This window comes from Gluconobacter sp. (assembly GCF_047723935.1).
Taxonomy (GTDB): Bacteria; Pseudomonadota; Alphaproteobacteria; order Acetobacterales; family Acetobacteraceae; genus Gluconobacter.
Genome location: NZ_JBDOBO010000051.1, coordinates 1 through 15,935, shown reverse-complemented (window position 1 = coordinate 15,935; position 15,935 = coordinate 1). Strand labels below are relative to the sequence as shown.

Genomic DNA, 15,935 nt, shown 5'->3' with positions numbered 1-15,935 from the left:
CGAAGAGGATCTTCCTGTGGCGATTAAAGACCCTAAAATCATCGAGCATCTGAACACGCAGTTGACCAACGAGTTAACGGCCATCAACCAGTATTTCTTGCATGCACGGACGTTGCGTCATTGGGGCGTGACGCTGCTGGGTAAAAAAGAATACGAAGAATCCATTGAAGAAATGCGTCATGCTGACTGGCTAATCGAGCGCATTCTCTTCTTGGGCGGGTTGCCTAATGTTCAGCGCCTAAATCAAATTTTGATTGGACAGAGCGTTGAAGAGATTCTGGAATGCGATTTAAAGCTTGAGAAAAAAGCTCTCGAAGATCTACGTGAAGGCATCGCGTATTGTGAGAGCGTACGGGATTATGTTTCTCGTGATCTTCTTCTTAAGATTCTCGTGAATGAAGAAGAGCATGAAGACTTTATTGATCGTCAGTTCGATCTGATTAAGCAGGTTGGAATCGAGCGGTACATTCAGACCAATTCCGCAGCAGCTCCTGATCAAGACTAAATGCTTCGAAAATGCTCGGTAATCCCGGGCATTTTTTAGTTCTCTAAATTAACAGTATGCGGTTTGTGTCGGTGGCTGTGCGATTTTCGTATTGGCTAGACCGAGATTTCGTCGCTCCTGAATGGCCTGTTTCAAAAGGCAGACCATTCCTGGAACGCAGTTTCCACACTGAGCACGGCACTTCTTGGCGGTGTAAATTTCAGAAGGTCGGGAGGCTCCAGCATCAATGGCCGACTCGACGTCTTTGTGGGAAAGTGCGTTACATGAACAGATGATCATGGGCTGCTCGTAGCGTCCTATCATGAGGCAATAATTTCCCATACCCCAAATGAGATTAGTTCGCAAATGCAGTTCGATTAAAATTTGCTTATTTTGTCTGGCTAATGTTTTGAGTGCTCCAACGCTGTACAACGGGCCTGATGGCAAAATTGCTGTGAATACGGATCACGCCCGGGAGGCGAGAGAGTTCCTCTTTGTGGATTCGTTCGTAGTCTGCCAGGTCTCGGGCTGCCACATGTAGAAGATAGTCTGCTTCACCAGTCATCAGGTAGCACTCACGAATGTCGGCGCATTCCTTAATGCGTGCTTCAAAGCGTCTTAGAGCTTCGTCCGTCAGGCGTTCCAAAGTTATCTGTACAATGACTGTTGTCAGGTTATGTACAGACCGATCGTCGATGACGGCATGGTAACCTCGGATGATGCCTTTCTCTTCAAGCATTTTGACACGTCGAAGGCATGCTGAGGGTGAAAGACCAACGCGTTCCGCGAGGTCTGCATTGCTCATACGGCCGTCATGTTGCAGAAGGCGAAGAATGGATTCGGTGGTGCGATCGAAGATCATGTCACAATTTTCCGTCTTCCTTGGTCGTATGCTGCATATATAACGTTTGAGACTGAAGAATATGCTGAATTTATGCAGGAAATTTCATTTCGATTTGCGATAGGGTGACGTATGACGATCTTATCAGCTCCCCACCTTTGGCCTGCCTCACGGGCGGGTGCCACTCTTGTGGTCGATCTCAAGGCTATCGCCAGAAACTATCGCTTTTTGAGGGATAAGGTGGGAACGGCAATTTGTGCTGCTGTTGTGAAAGCGGACGCCTATGGGCTGGGTGCTGAGCAAGTCGCACCTGTTCTCGAACGGGAAGGCGCAAAAGAATTCTTTGTCGCTCATGTTGATGAGGGAATCGCTCTACGTCAGATCGTCTCACCCGAGACCCGAATTACGGTTCTGCATGGGCCACGGCCGGGGGCAGCAACTGAGTGTGTCTATTTCGGACTGCGGCCTGTTCTCAACAGTCTTGAACAAATAGATCTCTGGAAGCGCGAGGCAGCGCGTGAAGGGACCGTTCTGGAGGCTGTTATTCAGGTTGATAGTGGTATGTCCCGTTTCGGTCTTTCCTGGGGAGACGTCCGGAGGATCTCCGATGATAAAAGTCTTCTAGACGGTATCCGTCTTGGACTGGTGATGAGTCATCTGGCTTGTGCCGACGATCCATTCAGCGAGGCGAACCAAATGCAGCGCCAAAGATTTCGAGACATGGCTGCATTAATGCCCGCGGCTCCCTTAAGTCTCTCCGCTTCCTCGGGAATATTCCTTGGTACGGATTACCATATGGAGTTGGTCCGGCCTGGTGCGGCTCTTTATGGAATCGCTCCTAATGCTGAAGCGCCTAATCCTCTGCAGCAGGTTGTTTCTCTTCGCGCACGTGTCCTTCAGTTACGTGATGTGGGAGTGGGCGATGCTGTTGGGTATGGTTTGACCTACCGCCCTGGTGAACCACGCCGTATTGCGACTGTGGCTGTGGGATATGCTGATGGTTTTTCCCGGCATAATAGCGGTACGGGTTATGCATGGTTGGGAGATATTGCGTTGCCCATCGTCGGGCGCATCTCCATGGATTCTTTGGCGCTGGATGTGTCTGCTGTTCCGGAGTCTCAGCTACATGCGGATATGTACGTGGATCTGATTGGGCCACGCAGAAGCGTTGATGATGTGGCCGCATCTGCGGGAACTATCGGATATGAAATTTTGACCTCTCTCGGCGGACGATATTATCGCGAATATGTGGAGTAGAGTCATCCGATTGGAGCTGTAATCCCGTTTCAATGATTGACAGGGCTGTTTGAAAGACCCAAATACACGAATGAGCATCGCAAGTTGTTCAAGTGCCCTTTCTTTTGCGTTGAATTCGGAAAATTCATGTATCTTCGCCGCGATCGTGCCCTGACAGCTGTTTCAATCATGTTGGATGTTGCTTTTCATGCGGGGCGTTCCGGTGTGGTGAGTGGCGCGGATATTGCCAAGCGGGGTAATATGCTGCGTCGCGGGATTGAGCCTGTTCTTCAGGCTCTTTCAAGAGAAAAGCTTCTGGATAGTGTGCGAGGCCCCAAAGGCGGTTATCGGTTGGGCCGTCCGCCGCGGACGATTACCGTGCATGAAATTGTTCAGGCCGTTACAGAAGAGCATACCCCGGATGGTGAAGCCGCCAATCCGTTGATAGAAAAGGTTCTTGAACCTTTTTGGGCGTCAATGAATGTTGAACTGGCCAAAAAGATGGATGCTGTGACCTTGGAAGGGTTGCTGCGTCAGGCCGAGGAAGCGGGAATGCAGAGACCTAATCGGGCTCCGATATCATTCTCGATATAACTATAATAATTAGTTATAAAAAATTATCACTAAATTTTGTTTATTGAGGTTGGATAATTCACCATAATGGATCATTATTTGATTCGTTATGGTGAATTTTTCGTTGCTACGGTCAGTCCTTTTTCATTCGCAGCATCACGTTGGGAAGATCTTCGGAGCTTCTTTCAAGGTCATGCAAGGGGAAACCTGCGAGTTGATGGTTTATCCTATGTCAGTTTCGTTCCTGCGGAGGGCATTATGAAACGACCAGTTCGTGTTGGAGCAGGTGAGAAGCTTGTTTTGACGGCTAATCGCCTTCTGGACGGAAGAATCGTCTGGCGCGATCATGATGGACATTGGGCGGCTCGAGTTGGGGCAGCGGAAAAACTAGATGCTGACGCTGTGAGCGATGTTCTTGAGGGAGCGCAGGCGCGTGCCCAGCAGGATGGTGTCGTAGGTGTATATGAAGTGGCTGTACGCGACGTTGATCCTCCGGAGCCTGTGACGGTGCGTGAGCGAATCCGTGCGCATGGTCCGACTGTACATCCGGAATTTTCAGTGGAGGCCGGGCAATGAACGCTCCTGTTGGCCATTACCAATACGATCAGATTGACCGCGATTTTCTGGCCGCTCGCATCGACGAGTTTTCCGGGCAGGTAACTCGCCGTATCGATGGAAGCTTGAGTGAAGACGAATTCAAGCCGCTGCGGCTGATGAATGGTCTGTATCTTCAGCTTCACGCTTACATGTTGCGGGTCGCTATTCCTTACGGAACGATCGACAGTCAGCAGATGCGGATATTCGCGCATATCGCGCGTCGGTACGATCGTGATTATGGGCACTTTACCACGCGTCAGAATATTCAGTTTAACTGGATAAAGCTGGAAGAAACTCCGGACATTCTGCGCGATCTGGCGAAGGTGGACATGCATGCCATTCAGACCAGCGGAAACTGCATCCGGAATGTGACGTCTGACGAATTTGCGGGTGCGGCTGCGGATGAAGTCGTGGACCCGCGTGTTCATGCGGAAATTCTGCGCCAGTGGTCTACATTGCATCCCGAATTCACGTTTTTGCCGCGGAAATTCAAGATTGCTATTTCTGGCAGTCCGAATGACCGGGTTGCAGCTCGTTTCCATGATATTGGAATTCTGGCTCGCAGTGGCGCAGACGGGCGTCCTGTTTTCCGGATCTTTGTAGGGGGAGGCTTAGGCCGTACGCCTATTATCGGGCAGGAAATTTTTGATGCGGTACCTGAAGAGCGACTGCTTGCAACGCTCGAAGCGATTGTTCGTGTCTATAATGCGCATGGACGCCGCGATAATATCTACAAGGCACGGATCAAGATCCTGGTTCAGGCTCTGGGCATTGAGGCTTATCGTGAGGCAGTCGAAGCTGAGCTGCAACAGATGGATCTGGAGCATTACCGTCTGACGCCTGAAATGGTAGATGCAATCCGCGCGCGATTTGCTGTGCCGGAACTATCAGCCCCGGATAATGCGTCTCAGGAGCTATCTGCCAGACGTGGGGCCAATCCGGAGTTTGACCTCTGGGTTCGAAGCAATACGCATCCTCATCGTGATGCAGGTCATATTATTGCGGTTGTTTCTCTGAAGCCTGCCGGGGGAATTCCGGGAGATGCGACGTCTGCCCAGATGGACCGTTTGGCCGACTTGGCTGACGAATATTCCTTTGGCGAACTGCGGATTACGCATCTTCAGAATATTGTTCTGGGGCATGTTCGACAGGATCGACTGTATGCTCTGTGGCAGGCCCTGAAAGAGGTGGATCTGGCATCGGCCAACATTGGTCTGATCGGTGACATCGTGGCGTGCCCTGGACTGGATTACTGCGCACTGGCAAACGCGCGTTCCATTCCGATTGCCCAGAAGCTGGGTGCTCGGTTTGGGGATGCCTCTTTGCAGGCGGAAATCGGAGCGCTGCGGATTAATATCTCGGGTTGCATCAATGCATGCGGCCATCACCATGCAGGTCATATTGGCTTGCTTGGTGTGGACAAGCGTGGGGAAGAGTTCTTCCAGATTACTCTAGGCGGCCGGGCAGAGAACGGCGCATCCATTGGAACGATCTTGGGCCCGGCGCTTCCGGAAGACGATACGGTTGATGCGATTGCCCGGCTGGTGGATTGCTACCTTGGTATAAGACAAAGGGGCGAGACGTTCCTCGATACGTTGGATCGACTCGGGGACGTCCCTTTCAAGGAGGCGGCTTATGAAACTGTTTGAGCTGAATGAGCGTCCTGCCAAGTTTCATGAGGTGTTGGTAACGCTTTCAGAGTTGGCAGAGAACACAGACGCACGCGCTGTTCTTCTGGATATTGCTGATGATGCGACGGCCCTGAAACCGTATCTCAATCGACTTGAGCTGGTTGTTTTGCGCTTTCCGATCTTCCGTGATGGGCGTGTGTTTACGCAAGCGCGGGAGTTGCGGGAGTACCTTCGCTTTTCGGGAGAAATTCGTGCGGAAGGGCATGTCCTTCCAGATCAGGCGGCCTTCCTCAAGCGGTGTGGCGTAGACAACGTCGTTTTGCCGGAAGGAAGTGATGTGGAATTGTGGGAAAAACAGCTCCATCGTTTCCCGGTGGCATATCAGCGCTCTGTTCTGCCTTTCTGCCCCGTTGAGAGTGGTTTGCGGGTTGAAGAAGACTCTTAACGGGTTCCGAACCATCCACGGCGCCAGAACCAGAAGAGTGGCAGGATAGTGGATAGAACCATCAGGGTGAGCCCGTAAGGGTAGCCATATTTCCAGGTAAGCTCCGGCATGTCCTTGAAGTTCATGCCGTAGATACCTGCGATCAGCGTTGGCATGATCCCGATTGAGCTGGCGACGGTGAGGACTTTCATGCCGTCGTTCTGCTCGATGCTGATAAAGCCCAACGTCGCATCCAGAAGGAATTGGACCTTGCTGACGATCTGGGCATCGAAGTCGCTCAGGGAGGCGATGTCGCGGCCTGCGACTTTGAGGCGTGATTTGAATGTGTCAGCCGGCGTTGGTGATTTCCCGGCAGTATCTCTGGCAGGAAGGGGAGACGTGCCCTGATCCTTGGCCTTTTGCAGGCTTTGGCTGATGTAATCTTCCAGATAGATACGAACACGGTCGATGCCGAGGAGGCTGTCCCGGACTGTTGAGGCTAGGTCTCCGGCATATCCGAGGCGGCGCAGGGTTTCGCGAAGCATGGCGCCCACGCGTGCGCGATCGCGCGGTTGCTCGGCGTTGAAGACGCGGCGGGAAATGGTGTCGAGCGTGCGCCCCAGACCTTCGAGGATGTCAGCCAAGCGGTTGATGATTTCTTCGAGAAGCTCAACCAGCAGTTCTGTTGAAGACGGCGAGACCTTGCCTGCCGGGTATTCGGCCAGTTTTCCGCCAACGAGATCAAACGCGAAATAGTCCGTATAGCGGACCGTGATGATTCTCTTTTCCGTCAGGATGAAGCCGACGGGTTTGGAGAAGGAGACGTCATCCGCGCGGCGTACAAGGGGGGTCGAGAGATAGAGGCAATTGTCCCGTTCATAATGGCGGGATGAGCTTTCAATCTCTTCCAGTTCTTCGAGTTTGGGAATGTGAACCCCGAGGAGGGTCTCGGCTTTTGTGATTTCATCATGTGTTGGATTGATGAGGTCAATCCAGTTCGTGGCATTGATATCGACGTCCGGGCCGATCTCGCGGGCCGGTGTGCCGGCGGGCCGGGCGAGAAGCATCAGGGGAAGATCCTTGGTCGGAGGCAGGAGGTGTTCTGACTCATGTCTTGAGGATGCGCTCTGTGCAAGGGGGCTCTAAAGAATTCGGCCAAGGTGGTTTCTTGAAAAGGGTGTGGATGGACGTTCCCGTCTGGCCTTGGTATCGCTGGTCAGCCCTTTAAGCGGAACAGAGCCCGGTATGACGACCCCATCTTCTTCCCTGCCTAATTCCTTGCGCTCCGGACCGGACGAGCGTGGCCGGTTTGGCGCCTTCGGTGGACGCTTTGTTGCGGAAACTCTGATGCCTCTGGTTCTTGAACTGGAGGAAGCGTATCGCGCGACGCAGGCTGACCCAGCGTTTCGTGAGGAGCTGGACTACTATTACCGGGACTATGTTGGCCGTCCGAGCCCATTGTGGTTTGCGAAGCGCCTGACGGAAGAGTTGGGTGGTGCGAAGGTTTATCTCAAGCGTGAGGAGCTGAACCACACGGGTTCGCATAAGCTCAACAACGTCATGGGGCAGATCCTTCTGGCCCGGCGGATGGGCAAGACGCGGATCGTGGCTGAGACTGGTGCTGGCCAGCATGGTGTGGCGACGGCGACGGTTTGTGCGCTCTTTGGGTTGAAATGCGTCATTTACATGGGCGCAACGGATGTTGAGCGCCAGAAGCCCAATGTATTCCGCATGCATCTGCTTGGGGCTGAGGTGAAGCCGGTGACGGCTGGGGCCGGGACACTCAAGGATGCCATGAATGAAGCCATGCGCGACTGGGTTGCGAACGTGGCGGATACATATTTTCTGGTGGGCACGGTTGCGGGGCCGCATCCTTATCCTGAGATGGTTCGTGATTTCCAGTCCATCATTGGTACGGAAGTAAAGGAGCAGATTGTCCGGGCTGAGGGGCGTCTGCCGGATGTTATTGTTGCGGCCATTGGCGGCGGCTCAAACGCAATGGGGATTTTCCATCCGTTCCTTGATGATGCGGATGTGCGTCTGATTGGTGTGGAGGCTGCTGGGCTGGGACTGGATTCTGGCAAGACGGCGGCATCCATCTCTCGTGGGCGTTCGGGTGTGTTGCATGGCAACCGGACGTATCTGCTTCAGGACAAGCATGGTCAGATCGAAGAGGCGCATTCGATCAGTGCGGGGCTGGATTATCCGGGGATTGGGCCGGAGCATTCCTGGCTGAATGATATTGGGCGTGCCGAGTATGTTGGTGTGACGGATCAGGAGGCTTTGGAGGCGTTCCAGCTTCTGACGCGGACGGAAGGCATTATTCCGGCTCTCGAATGCGCCCATGGACTGGCGCATGTCATGAAGATTGCGCCGGAGATGCCGAAGGACAAGATCATCGTGCTGAACGTCTCTGGCCGTGGAGACAAGGATATCTTCACTGTGGCGAGCCATCTGGGAGTGAACCTGTGAGCCGTATCAAAGCCCGCTTTGAAGCCCTCAAAACGGAGGGACGGGGCGCTCTGATTCCTTATCTTCAGGCGTTTGATCCGGATTATGAGACCTCGCTGGAGTTGCTTAAGGCGATGCCAGCTGCGGGGGCGGATCTGATCGAGATTGGCGTGCCGTTCTCCGATCCTTCAGCGGACGGTCCGACGATTCAGGCTGCGGCACTGCGGGGGCTGAAGGCTGGGGCGACGTTGGGTGGCGTTCTGGAGATGGTTCGGTCTTTCCGGGAGACCGATGCTGAGACGCCGATTATTCTAATGGGGTATCTGAACCCGATTGATAGCTACGGGCCAGCGGAATTCTGCTTTGATGCGGTTCAGGCGGGTGTGGATGGTATCATTGTTGTGGATATGCCGACGGAAGAGGCGGATCTTCTGGATGCTCACGCGCGGGCAGCCGGGCTGGATATTATTTCTCTCGTGGCGCCGACGACGTCTCGGACGCGCCTGTTCCATGTGCTGAAAGATGCCTCAGGCTTCGTTTATTATGTGAGCATCACGGGGATCACGGGGACGGGCAGTGCCAGTCAGGCGCAACTTGAGGAAGCTCTTCCAAAGATTCGGGAAGCGACGGATCTGCCGGTTGCGATCGGGTTTGGGATTTCGACGCCTGAACAGGCGCGGACGGCATCCCGGATTGGGGATGCGGCTGTTGTGGCGTCTGCTTTGATCAAGACGATGGCGGGAACGTTGTCTGAGGGGCAAGCGACGGAAAAGACGGTTCCATCCGTATTGAAGCAGCTTATTGAGTTGTCTGCGGCTGTTCGGGGTTGAAACCTGTTTCAGGTGGTGATTTTGGAGCGCATCAGGGGACTCTCTGATGCGCTTTTTTTATTTGCAGTCTGATCAAGTGCGATTGCGCAGTGACATACCAAAAAGAATGGCAGATGCCCCAGCCATCAGAAGCTCGATGGCAATCAGGGTTCCGATTAGCCAAAAGCCTGACCACGGCAGTGTCATGTAGAGAAGGATGCCGATCAGGAGCGTGAAGATGCCACTGACGGCGAGGAGGCCCCAACCACCTGTTGTGCGGTGCCCGGCGGCCCAGAAGGCACGGCTAAGGCCCGCGAAGATCAGACAGCCTGCAAGGATGGCTGTAATGAAGACCGATCCGGTAGCGGGCTCTTCGATGAGAAGAAGGCCGCCAAGGATGTAAAGTCCGCCAATCAGGCCGGAAAGCCATTGGTTGGGCAGGGGGAGCCCGCGATGCGCGAAGCTCTGCATGATTTGGGCGATTCCTCCGATAATGAGCAGAATGCCCAGAAGCACCATGCTAGCAAGCGTTGTAGCAACCGCATCAAAGGCCGCCAGAAGCCCCAGGACGACCAGGAAGGCTCCCACGCCGATGAACCATCCGGGTTTCAGGCCTGACTGAGGGGAGAACTGCACGGTATTGAAACTGTCGGACATTGGGGTTTCTCCGGACGGGAACAATAGCCCGTCTGTTCACTGATTTTGCCTGATTAAACCGCGGGGACGCTCAGTGGTTGCAGGTGATCGCGGTGCGTGTTCCTTAAGGGAGATGGTGCCATATTTTTGCGAGACTGGGCACAGTTCTGTATGGCAAGGCTGGCATAAATATGCTGGCAACGCTAAAACGCGCCGATTATGAATGGCCTGTACAAGAGCCTTTTCCCATTCTGGCCTTCGTCCCGAAGGCAGGCAGAAAGTAACGAGACGACATGAGCTGGCTGACCGATTACGTCCGACCCAAGCTGCGTGGCCTGCTTCAGCGGGACGTGCCGGATAATCTTTGGACAAACTGCGATTCCTGCGGGCAGATGATGCTCGTCAAGGAAATGGAGCGCTCCCAGAAGGTGTGCCCGCATTGTGGGCATCATATGCGTGCGACGGCAAAGGAGCGTCTGGCCTGGACGTTCGATGGTGGCGAATATACGACCATCGAGCTGCCGAAGATGCCGGTTGATCCGCTGGGATTCAAGGATTCCAAGCGTTACACCGATCGTCTGAAGGACGCGCGGAACAAGTCTCATCTTGATGAGGGGCTTGTGGTCGCACATGGCCGAATTCAGGGGCAAAAGGCTGTGGTGGCCGTCATGGCGCCTGAGTTCCTGTTGGGAACGATGGGAGCAGGTCTAGGTGAGGCTTTTGTGGCGGCCTGTCGTCTGGCTGTTCTTCAGAAGGCTCCGCTGGTGATTTACACGGCTTCTGGCGGTGCGCGTATGCAGGAAGGCGCTGTCAGCCTCATGCAGATGCCGCGTACGACGATTGGCGTGCAGATGCTTCAGGAAGCTGGTCTGCCCTATATCGTGGTCTTTACGAACCCGACGACCGGGGGCGTGTCAGCGTCTTTCGCAATGCTGGGTGATATTCACATTGCTGAGCCGAACGCGCTCATAGCTTTTGCTGGTCCTCGTGTGATTCAGGACACCGTGCGCGAGAAACTGCCGGAAGGTTTCCAGAGGTCTGAGTACCTGCGTGAGCACGGGATGGTTGATATTGTTGCAAAGCGCTCCGAGCTGCCTGAGCTTCTGGGGCGTGTTCTTGGTATGCTGACTCGCCAAAAGGCGGCTCCGGACGTCGCTGCCTGATGGGTGCCCAGAAGGGGGAGCCGGTCCGTCTGGCTGGTGAATATCAGGGACGGCCGGGCGAGGTTCTTGCCCGGTTGCACCAGTTATATCCCAAGCTGATTGATCTTTCTCTTGGGCGGCTGGAGGTTCTTCTGGCTAAGCTGGGTCATCCCGAGTTGCACTTGCCGCCAGTCATTCATGTTGCTGGTACGAATGGCAAGGGGAGCACATGCGCCAATCTGCGGGCGATTGCCGAGGCAGCAGGTCTCCGTGTGCATGTGATGACCAGTCCGCATCTTGTGAGCATTACTGAGCGGTTTCGTCTGGCAGGGAAGCTGGTTGACGAAGATACGCTGGTGGATGCTTTTGAAGAGGTTGAGCGCGTTAATGCAGGTGCGCCCATTACCGTCTTCGAGGTTTTGACGGCCGCAGGTTTTCTTCTTTTCTCTCGCATCCCTGCTGACCTTGTCATTCTTGAAGTGGGTCTCGGTGGACGGCTGGATGCCACAAATGTGGTTCCTAAGCCTGCTGGGTGTGCCATCACGACGATCAGTCTGGATCATCAGGCCTTTCTGGGAGAAACGCTGGAGGCCATTGCTGGTGAAAAAGCTGGGATTATCAAGCCTGGTGTGCCCGTCGTTGTCTCTCCGCAGGCTCCAGAAGCGTTAAATGCCATTCGGTCGCGTGCGGAGGCATTGAAGGCGCCTGTGTGGGTTTTGGGGCAGGATGTACACGTTCGGGTGGAGGGTCTGACGCTGCATTATTCTGACCCGCAAGGTAGCCTTGAATTGCCATTGCCGGGTTTGAAGGGGCCGCATCAGGCAACAAATGCAGCTCTTGCGATTGCGGCTTTGCGGGTGTCTGGGTTGAATATCCCGTTGAGTGCGTATGAGGGTATTGCCAGAACTGACTGGCCTGCCCGGTTACAGCGATTGCATGGAACGCTTGCTGCTATGCTGCCAGATGGGTGGGAGCTTTATCTGGACGGTGGCCATAACCCGGGTGCTGGCAAGGTGCTGGGGGAAGTGCTTGATGGTTGGAAAGACCGACCTGTTCACATCATTGCCGGGGTCAAGCAGAGCAAGGACGTGAGTGGATTTCTCAAGCCCCTCTTGGCGCGTGCAGCAAGTGTTCAGGCGGTTGCGGAAGTTGACCAGCATCTTGCCACGCCTGTGGAGGAGCTTGTTGCTGCGTCTGGTGGTATCGCAATTGCTGGGCCGACGATTGTCAAAGCTTTGGAGCGTTTGGCTGAAAGCGGGCGAGAGCCCGCACGCGTGCTGATTTGCGGTAGTCTTTATCTTGCGGGCGTTGCTCTTGCTCAGGATGGTTGGGTTTCTGTCTGAGCGAAGTTCTGTCGGACCAGGTCATCCCATTCCTGCATGATGGTCTGGTCCGGCATTCTGGCATCGGCTCTGGAATACCAGTAGCGGGCGTTGGCCAGATCTCCTTCCTGTCGGTGAAGAAGAGCGTGAATACGGTCGTTTGGTCGTATGCCTTCGGCTGACTGCACCAGTTCGTGTGCTTTGGCCCAGTTCTGTTTTCCAATCCACCAGAGTGCTGTTTGAGAAAGAGACAGGCCGCTAGGCGGACTGGCGTTCTTAAGGCTGTCGTAGAACTGCTCTTTTGAGATCATGTCCCGCGTCCTTATGTAGTGATTGAGAGGCTGACAGGACTGAAAACGTTTTGTCTCGGCAGGAGATGCACATTGGGACGCTGCTTCTGGAGGATGCTGGTGGTAAAAGACTGGTGTGACTATGATCGAATCCTTTCCTTCTCCAGCTGCGTCTGACGCGTCCTCTGATGATGGGGGGCTAGGCGCGCTCCTGCGTCGTTCTCCGCCAGCGAATATCGCGGCAGAGCAGGCGCTTCTCGGAGCTATCCTGACCAATAACAAGGCCTATGAGCGGGTCTCGGATTTTTTGGAGCCCGAGCATTTTGCCGACTCGGTGAATGGTCGGATTTATGAAGCTGTGGCCCGCCGCATTGAGCGTGGCCAGTTGGCTGACCCCGTTACGATGAAGGCCGAATTCGAGCACACAGGTGTGCTGGATGCTGCGGGCGGACCTGCGTATCTCGCCAAACTTCTGACCGCCATGGTGGGGATCGTAAATGCCGGGGATTATGGTCGTGTTGTTCACGATGCATGGGTTCGACGTCAGCTCATCGATATTGGTGAGACGGTTGTCAATAATGCGTTTGGTGCTCGGCCCGATCTGGATGGTAGTGATCAGATCGCAGCTTCTGAAGAGGCTCTGTTCAAGCTTGCCACTGAACGTGGGCAGGAAGGTGGGTTTGTCTCGTTTGGCAAAGCCCTTACGGGGGCTATTGATGTTGCTGAGAAGGCATTTCTACGGACGGGCGATGTTGTTGGCCTGACGTCCGGACTGAGAGATTTGGACAAAAGGACTGGTGGGTTGCATCCGTCTGACCTTTTGATTCTTGCTGGGCGTCCGGCTATGGGAAAGACGGCGTTGGCGACGAAAATTGCTTTCTCAGCTGCGCGTTCGATCATGAGAGATGCTGAAGAACGTGGGGAAAAACCTCACGGTTCTGTGGCTATCTTCTCCCTCGAAATGTCATCTGAACAGTTGGCGACGCGTATTCTGTCTGGTGAGGCAGAAGTATCGGGTGAAAAAATTCGTCGTGGTGACATTGGGCAGAAAGAGTTCGATCGTTTTGTCCGTGTGTCCCGTGAGTTGCAGAAGTTGCCACTCTACATTGACGATACGCCGGCTATCTCCCTTTCTGCGATGAGAACGCGGTGTCGCCGGTTGGCGCGAACGCAGGGATTAAGTCTGGTAGTTGTGGATTACCTGCAATTGATGCGTCCGGCGATCGGGACCAAGCCGGATAGTCGCGTGTTGGAAATTTCGATGATTACACAGGGTCTGAAAGCAATTGCGAAAGAGCTTTCAGTGCCGGTTATCGCATTGTCTCAGTTGTCACGTCAGGTCGAATCCCGTGAAGACAAACGACCGATGCTATCGGATCTTCGTGAGTCTGGCTCTATTGAGCAGGACGCCGATGCTGTGATGTTTGTGTATCGTGACGAGTATTATCTGCAGCAGCGGATGCCGAAAGATAGTGCTTACGACAGTAACGAGAAGTTTCAGGCGGCAACTGAGGAATGGCAGCGGAAAATGGCGCTTGTGCATAACAAGGCAGAACTGATTCTCGAGAAGCAGCGACATGGTCCGACGGGGATGGTCCAGTTGTACTTCGAGGGAGAGTATACCCGGTTTGGAGATCTGGATACGATCCACGAATAAGAATTGAAAGCGGTCTTCGGACCGCTTTTTTATGAATTTTTGGCGGTTAGATTCGAGCTTAAGCGACAATTCTTTTCAAAGGAAAACCGATTTTCCGGATTCACGAAACGGATGAAAAACAAGAAATATTTTGTTGTGTTTTGTTTTTTAACACCAAGGAAAATTGGAAAAATTTTTACCTTTGCCGAGACAGTAAGTTACGGAAATCAGCTGTTTTCATCGCTCCAGAGGGAACTTATCCAGGGGGACATTGGAAACAATGTCGACCATGGAATGAGCTCCTGTCAAACCGAGCAATGGCAATGAGCCATATTTGCTTCTTGACCCAGTGGCATATTGCCATTAATTTATCGTTAATCGGCGGTTGTCGTGGGGATGGCTGCTGAGGAAGGAAGGGGCCCGGTTGAATGCGTAGTGTTTCGCTGATAGCTGGAAACATTTCTGATTTGTTCATTCCATCGCCGAGGCAGGTTTGCTGCACTACGACGAATGGGGGAGCGTTCGAATGCGCATGGAAGTCAGCGAAGATACTATCAGTGCAGATCCTCGTCTGGTCTCATGGGCTGATCAGGTATGCCGGAAGTCGTGTTTTTGTCCATGTCGAGAGCCATGTCTTGCCGCTGGAGCACCAACTCTGGGTGCAGGGCAGCCAGCCGCAGGGCCAGTTCTTCGTCGGTACGACCGTTCAGGACGCCTTTCAGAAGAAAATCTGTCGAAACGCGGAGCCGGTTCGAGAGAGCGGCGATGAGGAAGACGCTGGGTGCGCGATCGCCACGCTCAATCTTGTTGAGGGTGGAAGCATCTACTCCCAGCAGTCTGGCACACTCGCTCTGGTTGGGAATAACGAGTTCCCTGGCCCAGGCGATACGTGTTCCGATAGCTCGCTGGAGGATAGTCAGGGAGTCCGAGCGCTTGTGTTTGGCCATGTGGCCTTTTTAGCAATGGCTTTATGCCAAATCCAGAAGAAGTTTTTTTTCTTATTGCCTATGGCATTTTGCCATAAATCAAGTTTGCATCGTGAAGGAAGTAAGAATGAGGCAGATGAGTGAAATCCAGACTCCTCGCCGGGTATCTGCCAATGCCATTGCAGCCATGTTGGCGGCTGATAGCTGGAAACCTGCTCACAAAGAGGCGCGTCATCGTTCGATCCGCAAGGCCAAAAAGATTGCAAAAGTATCTGGCGGCACTGCAAAGCGGCAGGTTGTAGATCGTGAAAGCGCTGAAGCTTTACCGCCAGGGCATCCTGTGAGCTGGAACGCTTTGTGGGGTGCTGATCGTGTTCCCCAGTTTCCTGCCTTGGCTCCAATGGGAGCTTCCGCGATTTGGGAAAGTATTCATTGATGCAAGCGTTAATTCAGGAAGTTTCGCCGGTGGTTGCTGCTGGGCATATGAAGCCTACTCCGGAACGGCTCCAGCATCATGAGATCGTGGAGCGAAATGGGGTTCATCGCGTCGTTAACACAGTGCACTCCATGTATGAGGCGGGTGATATTGGCGACGACGAGGTCTCGGCTGCAGATCGCTGGTATCGGGAGTATCTTTTCGCAACCATTGGTATTGTTGAAGAAAAGCCGTCAGATGGTCGTTTTCGTGAGAAAGGCGATGCGCATACGTGGATGATTGGACGCGGCAAGTGTTCGGTTCGGATTTCGGAAATTCGTGAGAGGCTGGGATTGTGCGGACATGTGCGTCTTGAAATGATGCTGGCCCGAGAGATGTCTTTTTCTGCGATGGCGCGCCATCTTTATCCAGGTCTTTCTGAAGGGCGGGCGCGTATGAAAGTTTCGGCACAATGTGCGCTATTGCTTGAGCAGCTCTCGCATGCGTATGAAAGCATGAAAA

Annotated in this window: 19 protein-coding genes; 13 read left to right on the top strand and 6 right to left on the bottom strand. The window is 53.8% G+C overall.

Annotated features, from left to right (window positions below; genetic code table 11):
* The first annotated feature begins 16 nt into the window (after window positions 1–16).
* A complete protein-coding gene (gene bfr, locus ABF979_RS13000; protein WP_202208028.1) occupies window positions 17–505 on the top strand; it encodes a bacterioferritin in 489 nt (162 codons plus the stop codon).
* A gap of 48 nt (window positions 506–553) precedes the next feature.
* Here the strand turns inward: bfr and ABF979_RS12995 are convergent, their stop codons facing one another.
* Both ABF979_RS12995 and ABF979_RS12990 read right to left on the bottom strand, forming a co-directional pair.
* Window positions 554–784 carry a bacterioferritin-associated ferredoxin gene (locus ABF979_RS12995; protein ID WP_202208117.1) on the bottom strand — a complete coding sequence of 77 codons (231 nt, stop codon included), beginning with the start codon at window positions 782–784 and terminating at the stop codon, window positions 554–556.
* An 88-nt stretch (window positions 785–872) separates the two neighbouring features.
* Window positions 873–1,346: an Lrp/AsnC family transcriptional regulator gene (locus ABF979_RS12990; RefSeq protein WP_202208029.1), complete on the bottom strand. Its 474-nt coding sequence runs from the start codon at window positions 1,344–1,346 to the stop codon at window positions 873–875.
* 111 nt (window positions 1,347–1,457) lie between these two features.
* Here ABF979_RS12990 and alr point away from each other — a divergent pair, with 111 nt between their 5' ends.
* The 5 genes from alr (at window position 1,458) to ABF979_RS12965 (ending at window position 5,807) form a co-directional block, all read left to right on the top strand.
* Window positions 1,458–2,582 carry an alanine racemase gene (gene alr / locus ABF979_RS12985; RefSeq protein ID WP_415560269.1) on the top strand — a complete coding sequence of 375 codons (1,125 nt, stop codon included), beginning with the start codon at window positions 1,458–1,460 and terminating at the stop codon, window positions 2,580–2,582.
* A gap of 126 nt (window positions 2,583–2,708) precedes the next feature.
* Complete coding sequence (locus ABF979_RS12980) at window positions 2,709–3,155, top strand: RrF2 family transcriptional regulator (protein WP_202208031.1); 447 nt, start codon at window positions 2,709–2,711, stop codon at window positions 3,153–3,155.
* Between the two features lie 237 nt (window positions 3,156–3,392).
* Window positions 3,393–3,710 (top strand): DUF2849 domain-containing protein, encoded by a 318-nt coding sequence (locus ABF979_RS12975; RefSeq protein ID WP_211499131.1) that lies wholly within the window; start codon window positions 3,393–3,395, stop codon window positions 3,708–3,710.
* Complete coding sequence (locus ABF979_RS12970; RefSeq protein WP_415560267.1) at window positions 3,707–5,380, top strand: nitrite/sulfite reductase; 1,674 nt, start codon at window positions 3,707–3,709, stop codon at window positions 5,378–5,380. Before ABF979_RS12975 ends, ABF979_RS12970 begins: the two co-directional genes overlap by 4 nt.
* Window positions 5,367–5,807, top strand: coding sequence for a DUF934 domain-containing protein (locus tag ABF979_RS12965; protein WP_415560266.1), 441 nt, complete (start codon window positions 5,367–5,369; stop codon window positions 5,805–5,807). The genes ABF979_RS12970 and ABF979_RS12965 overlap by 14 nt, the downstream gene beginning before the upstream one ends.
* Here the strand turns inward: ABF979_RS12965 and ABF979_RS12960 are convergent.
* Window positions 5,804–6,853, bottom strand: coding sequence for a CorA family divalent cation transporter (locus tag ABF979_RS12960; protein WP_046900308.1), 1,050 nt, complete (start codon window positions 6,851–6,853; stop codon window positions 5,804–5,806). The genes ABF979_RS12965 and ABF979_RS12960 overlap by 4 nt on opposite strands.
* Before the next feature lie 178 nt (window positions 6,854–7,031).
* On the opposite strand from ABF979_RS12960, the gene trpB reads away from it, so the two are divergent.
* A complete protein-coding gene (gene trpB / locus ABF979_RS12955; RefSeq protein WP_415560272.1) occupies window positions 7,032–8,258 on the top strand; it encodes a tryptophan synthase subunit beta in 1,227 nt (408 codons plus the stop codon).
* Window positions 8,255–9,067, top strand: a complete 813-nt coding sequence (gene trpA / locus ABF979_RS12950; RefSeq protein WP_415560265.1) for a tryptophan synthase subunit alpha — start codon at window positions 8,255–8,257, stop codon at window positions 9,065–9,067. The genes trpB and trpA overlap by 4 nt, the downstream gene beginning before the upstream one ends.
* 72 nt (window positions 9,068–9,139) lie before the next feature.
* On the opposite strand, the gene ABF979_RS12945 is transcribed toward trpA, so the two are convergent.
* Window positions 9,140–9,703 carry an HdeD family acid-resistance protein gene (locus ABF979_RS12945; protein WP_215751104.1) on the bottom strand — a complete coding sequence of 188 codons (564 nt, stop codon included), beginning with the start codon at window positions 9,701–9,703 and terminating at the stop codon, window positions 9,140–9,142.
* Window positions 9,704–9,975: 272 nt separating this feature from the next.
* Between ABF979_RS12945 and accD the strand changes: the two genes are divergently transcribed.
* Both accD and ABF979_RS12935 read left to right on the top strand, forming a co-directional pair.
* The gene (accD, locus tag ABF979_RS12940; RefSeq protein ID WP_086633071.1) at window positions 9,976–10,845 is read left to right on the top strand and encodes an acetyl-CoA carboxylase, carboxyltransferase subunit beta; all 870 of its coding nucleotides are present in this window, start codon (window positions 9,976–9,978) and stop codon (window positions 10,843–10,845) included.
* Window positions 10,845–12,167 (top strand): bifunctional folylpolyglutamate synthase/dihydrofolate synthase, encoded by a 1,323-nt coding sequence (locus ABF979_RS12935; RefSeq protein ID WP_415560263.1) that lies wholly within the window; start codon window positions 10,845–10,847, stop codon window positions 12,165–12,167. The genes accD and ABF979_RS12935 overlap by 1 nt, the downstream gene beginning before the upstream one ends.
* Here the strand turns inward: ABF979_RS12935 and ABF979_RS12930 are convergent.
* Window positions 12,143–12,457, bottom strand: a complete 315-nt coding sequence (locus tag ABF979_RS12930) for a hypothetical protein (RefSeq protein ID WP_415560262.1) — start codon at window positions 12,455–12,457, stop codon at window positions 12,143–12,145. The genes ABF979_RS12935 and ABF979_RS12930 overlap by 25 nt on opposite strands.
* Window positions 12,458–12,578: 121 nt before the next feature.
* Here ABF979_RS12930 and ABF979_RS12925 point away from each other — a divergent pair, with 121 nt between their 5' ends.
* Window positions 12,579–14,093 (top strand): replicative DNA helicase, encoded by a 1,515-nt coding sequence (locus ABF979_RS12925; RefSeq protein ID WP_046900301.1) that lies wholly within the window; start codon window positions 12,579–12,581, stop codon window positions 14,091–14,093.
* Window positions 14,094–14,626: 533 nt separating this feature from the next.
* Here ABF979_RS12925 and ABF979_RS12920 read toward each other — a convergent pair.
* Window positions 14,627–15,019: a helix-turn-helix domain-containing protein gene (locus tag ABF979_RS12920; RefSeq protein ID WP_202208040.1), complete on the bottom strand. Its 393-nt coding sequence runs from the start codon at window positions 15,017–15,019 to the stop codon at window positions 14,627–14,629.
* A 106-nt stretch (window positions 15,020–15,125) separates the two neighbouring features.
* Here ABF979_RS12920 and ABF979_RS12915 point away from each other — a divergent pair, with 106 nt between their 5' ends.
* Together ABF979_RS12915 and ABF979_RS12910 are read left to right on the top strand one after the other, a co-directional pair.
* Window positions 15,126–15,434: a transcriptional regulator gene (locus tag ABF979_RS12915; RefSeq protein ID WP_415560260.1), complete on the top strand. Its 309-nt coding sequence runs from the start codon at window positions 15,126–15,128 to the stop codon at window positions 15,432–15,434.
* The coding region (locus ABF979_RS12910; protein ID WP_415560259.1) for a hypothetical protein at window positions 15,434–15,935 on the top strand (502 nt) is incomplete at its 3' end. The genes ABF979_RS12915 and ABF979_RS12910, both read left to right, overlap by 1 nt.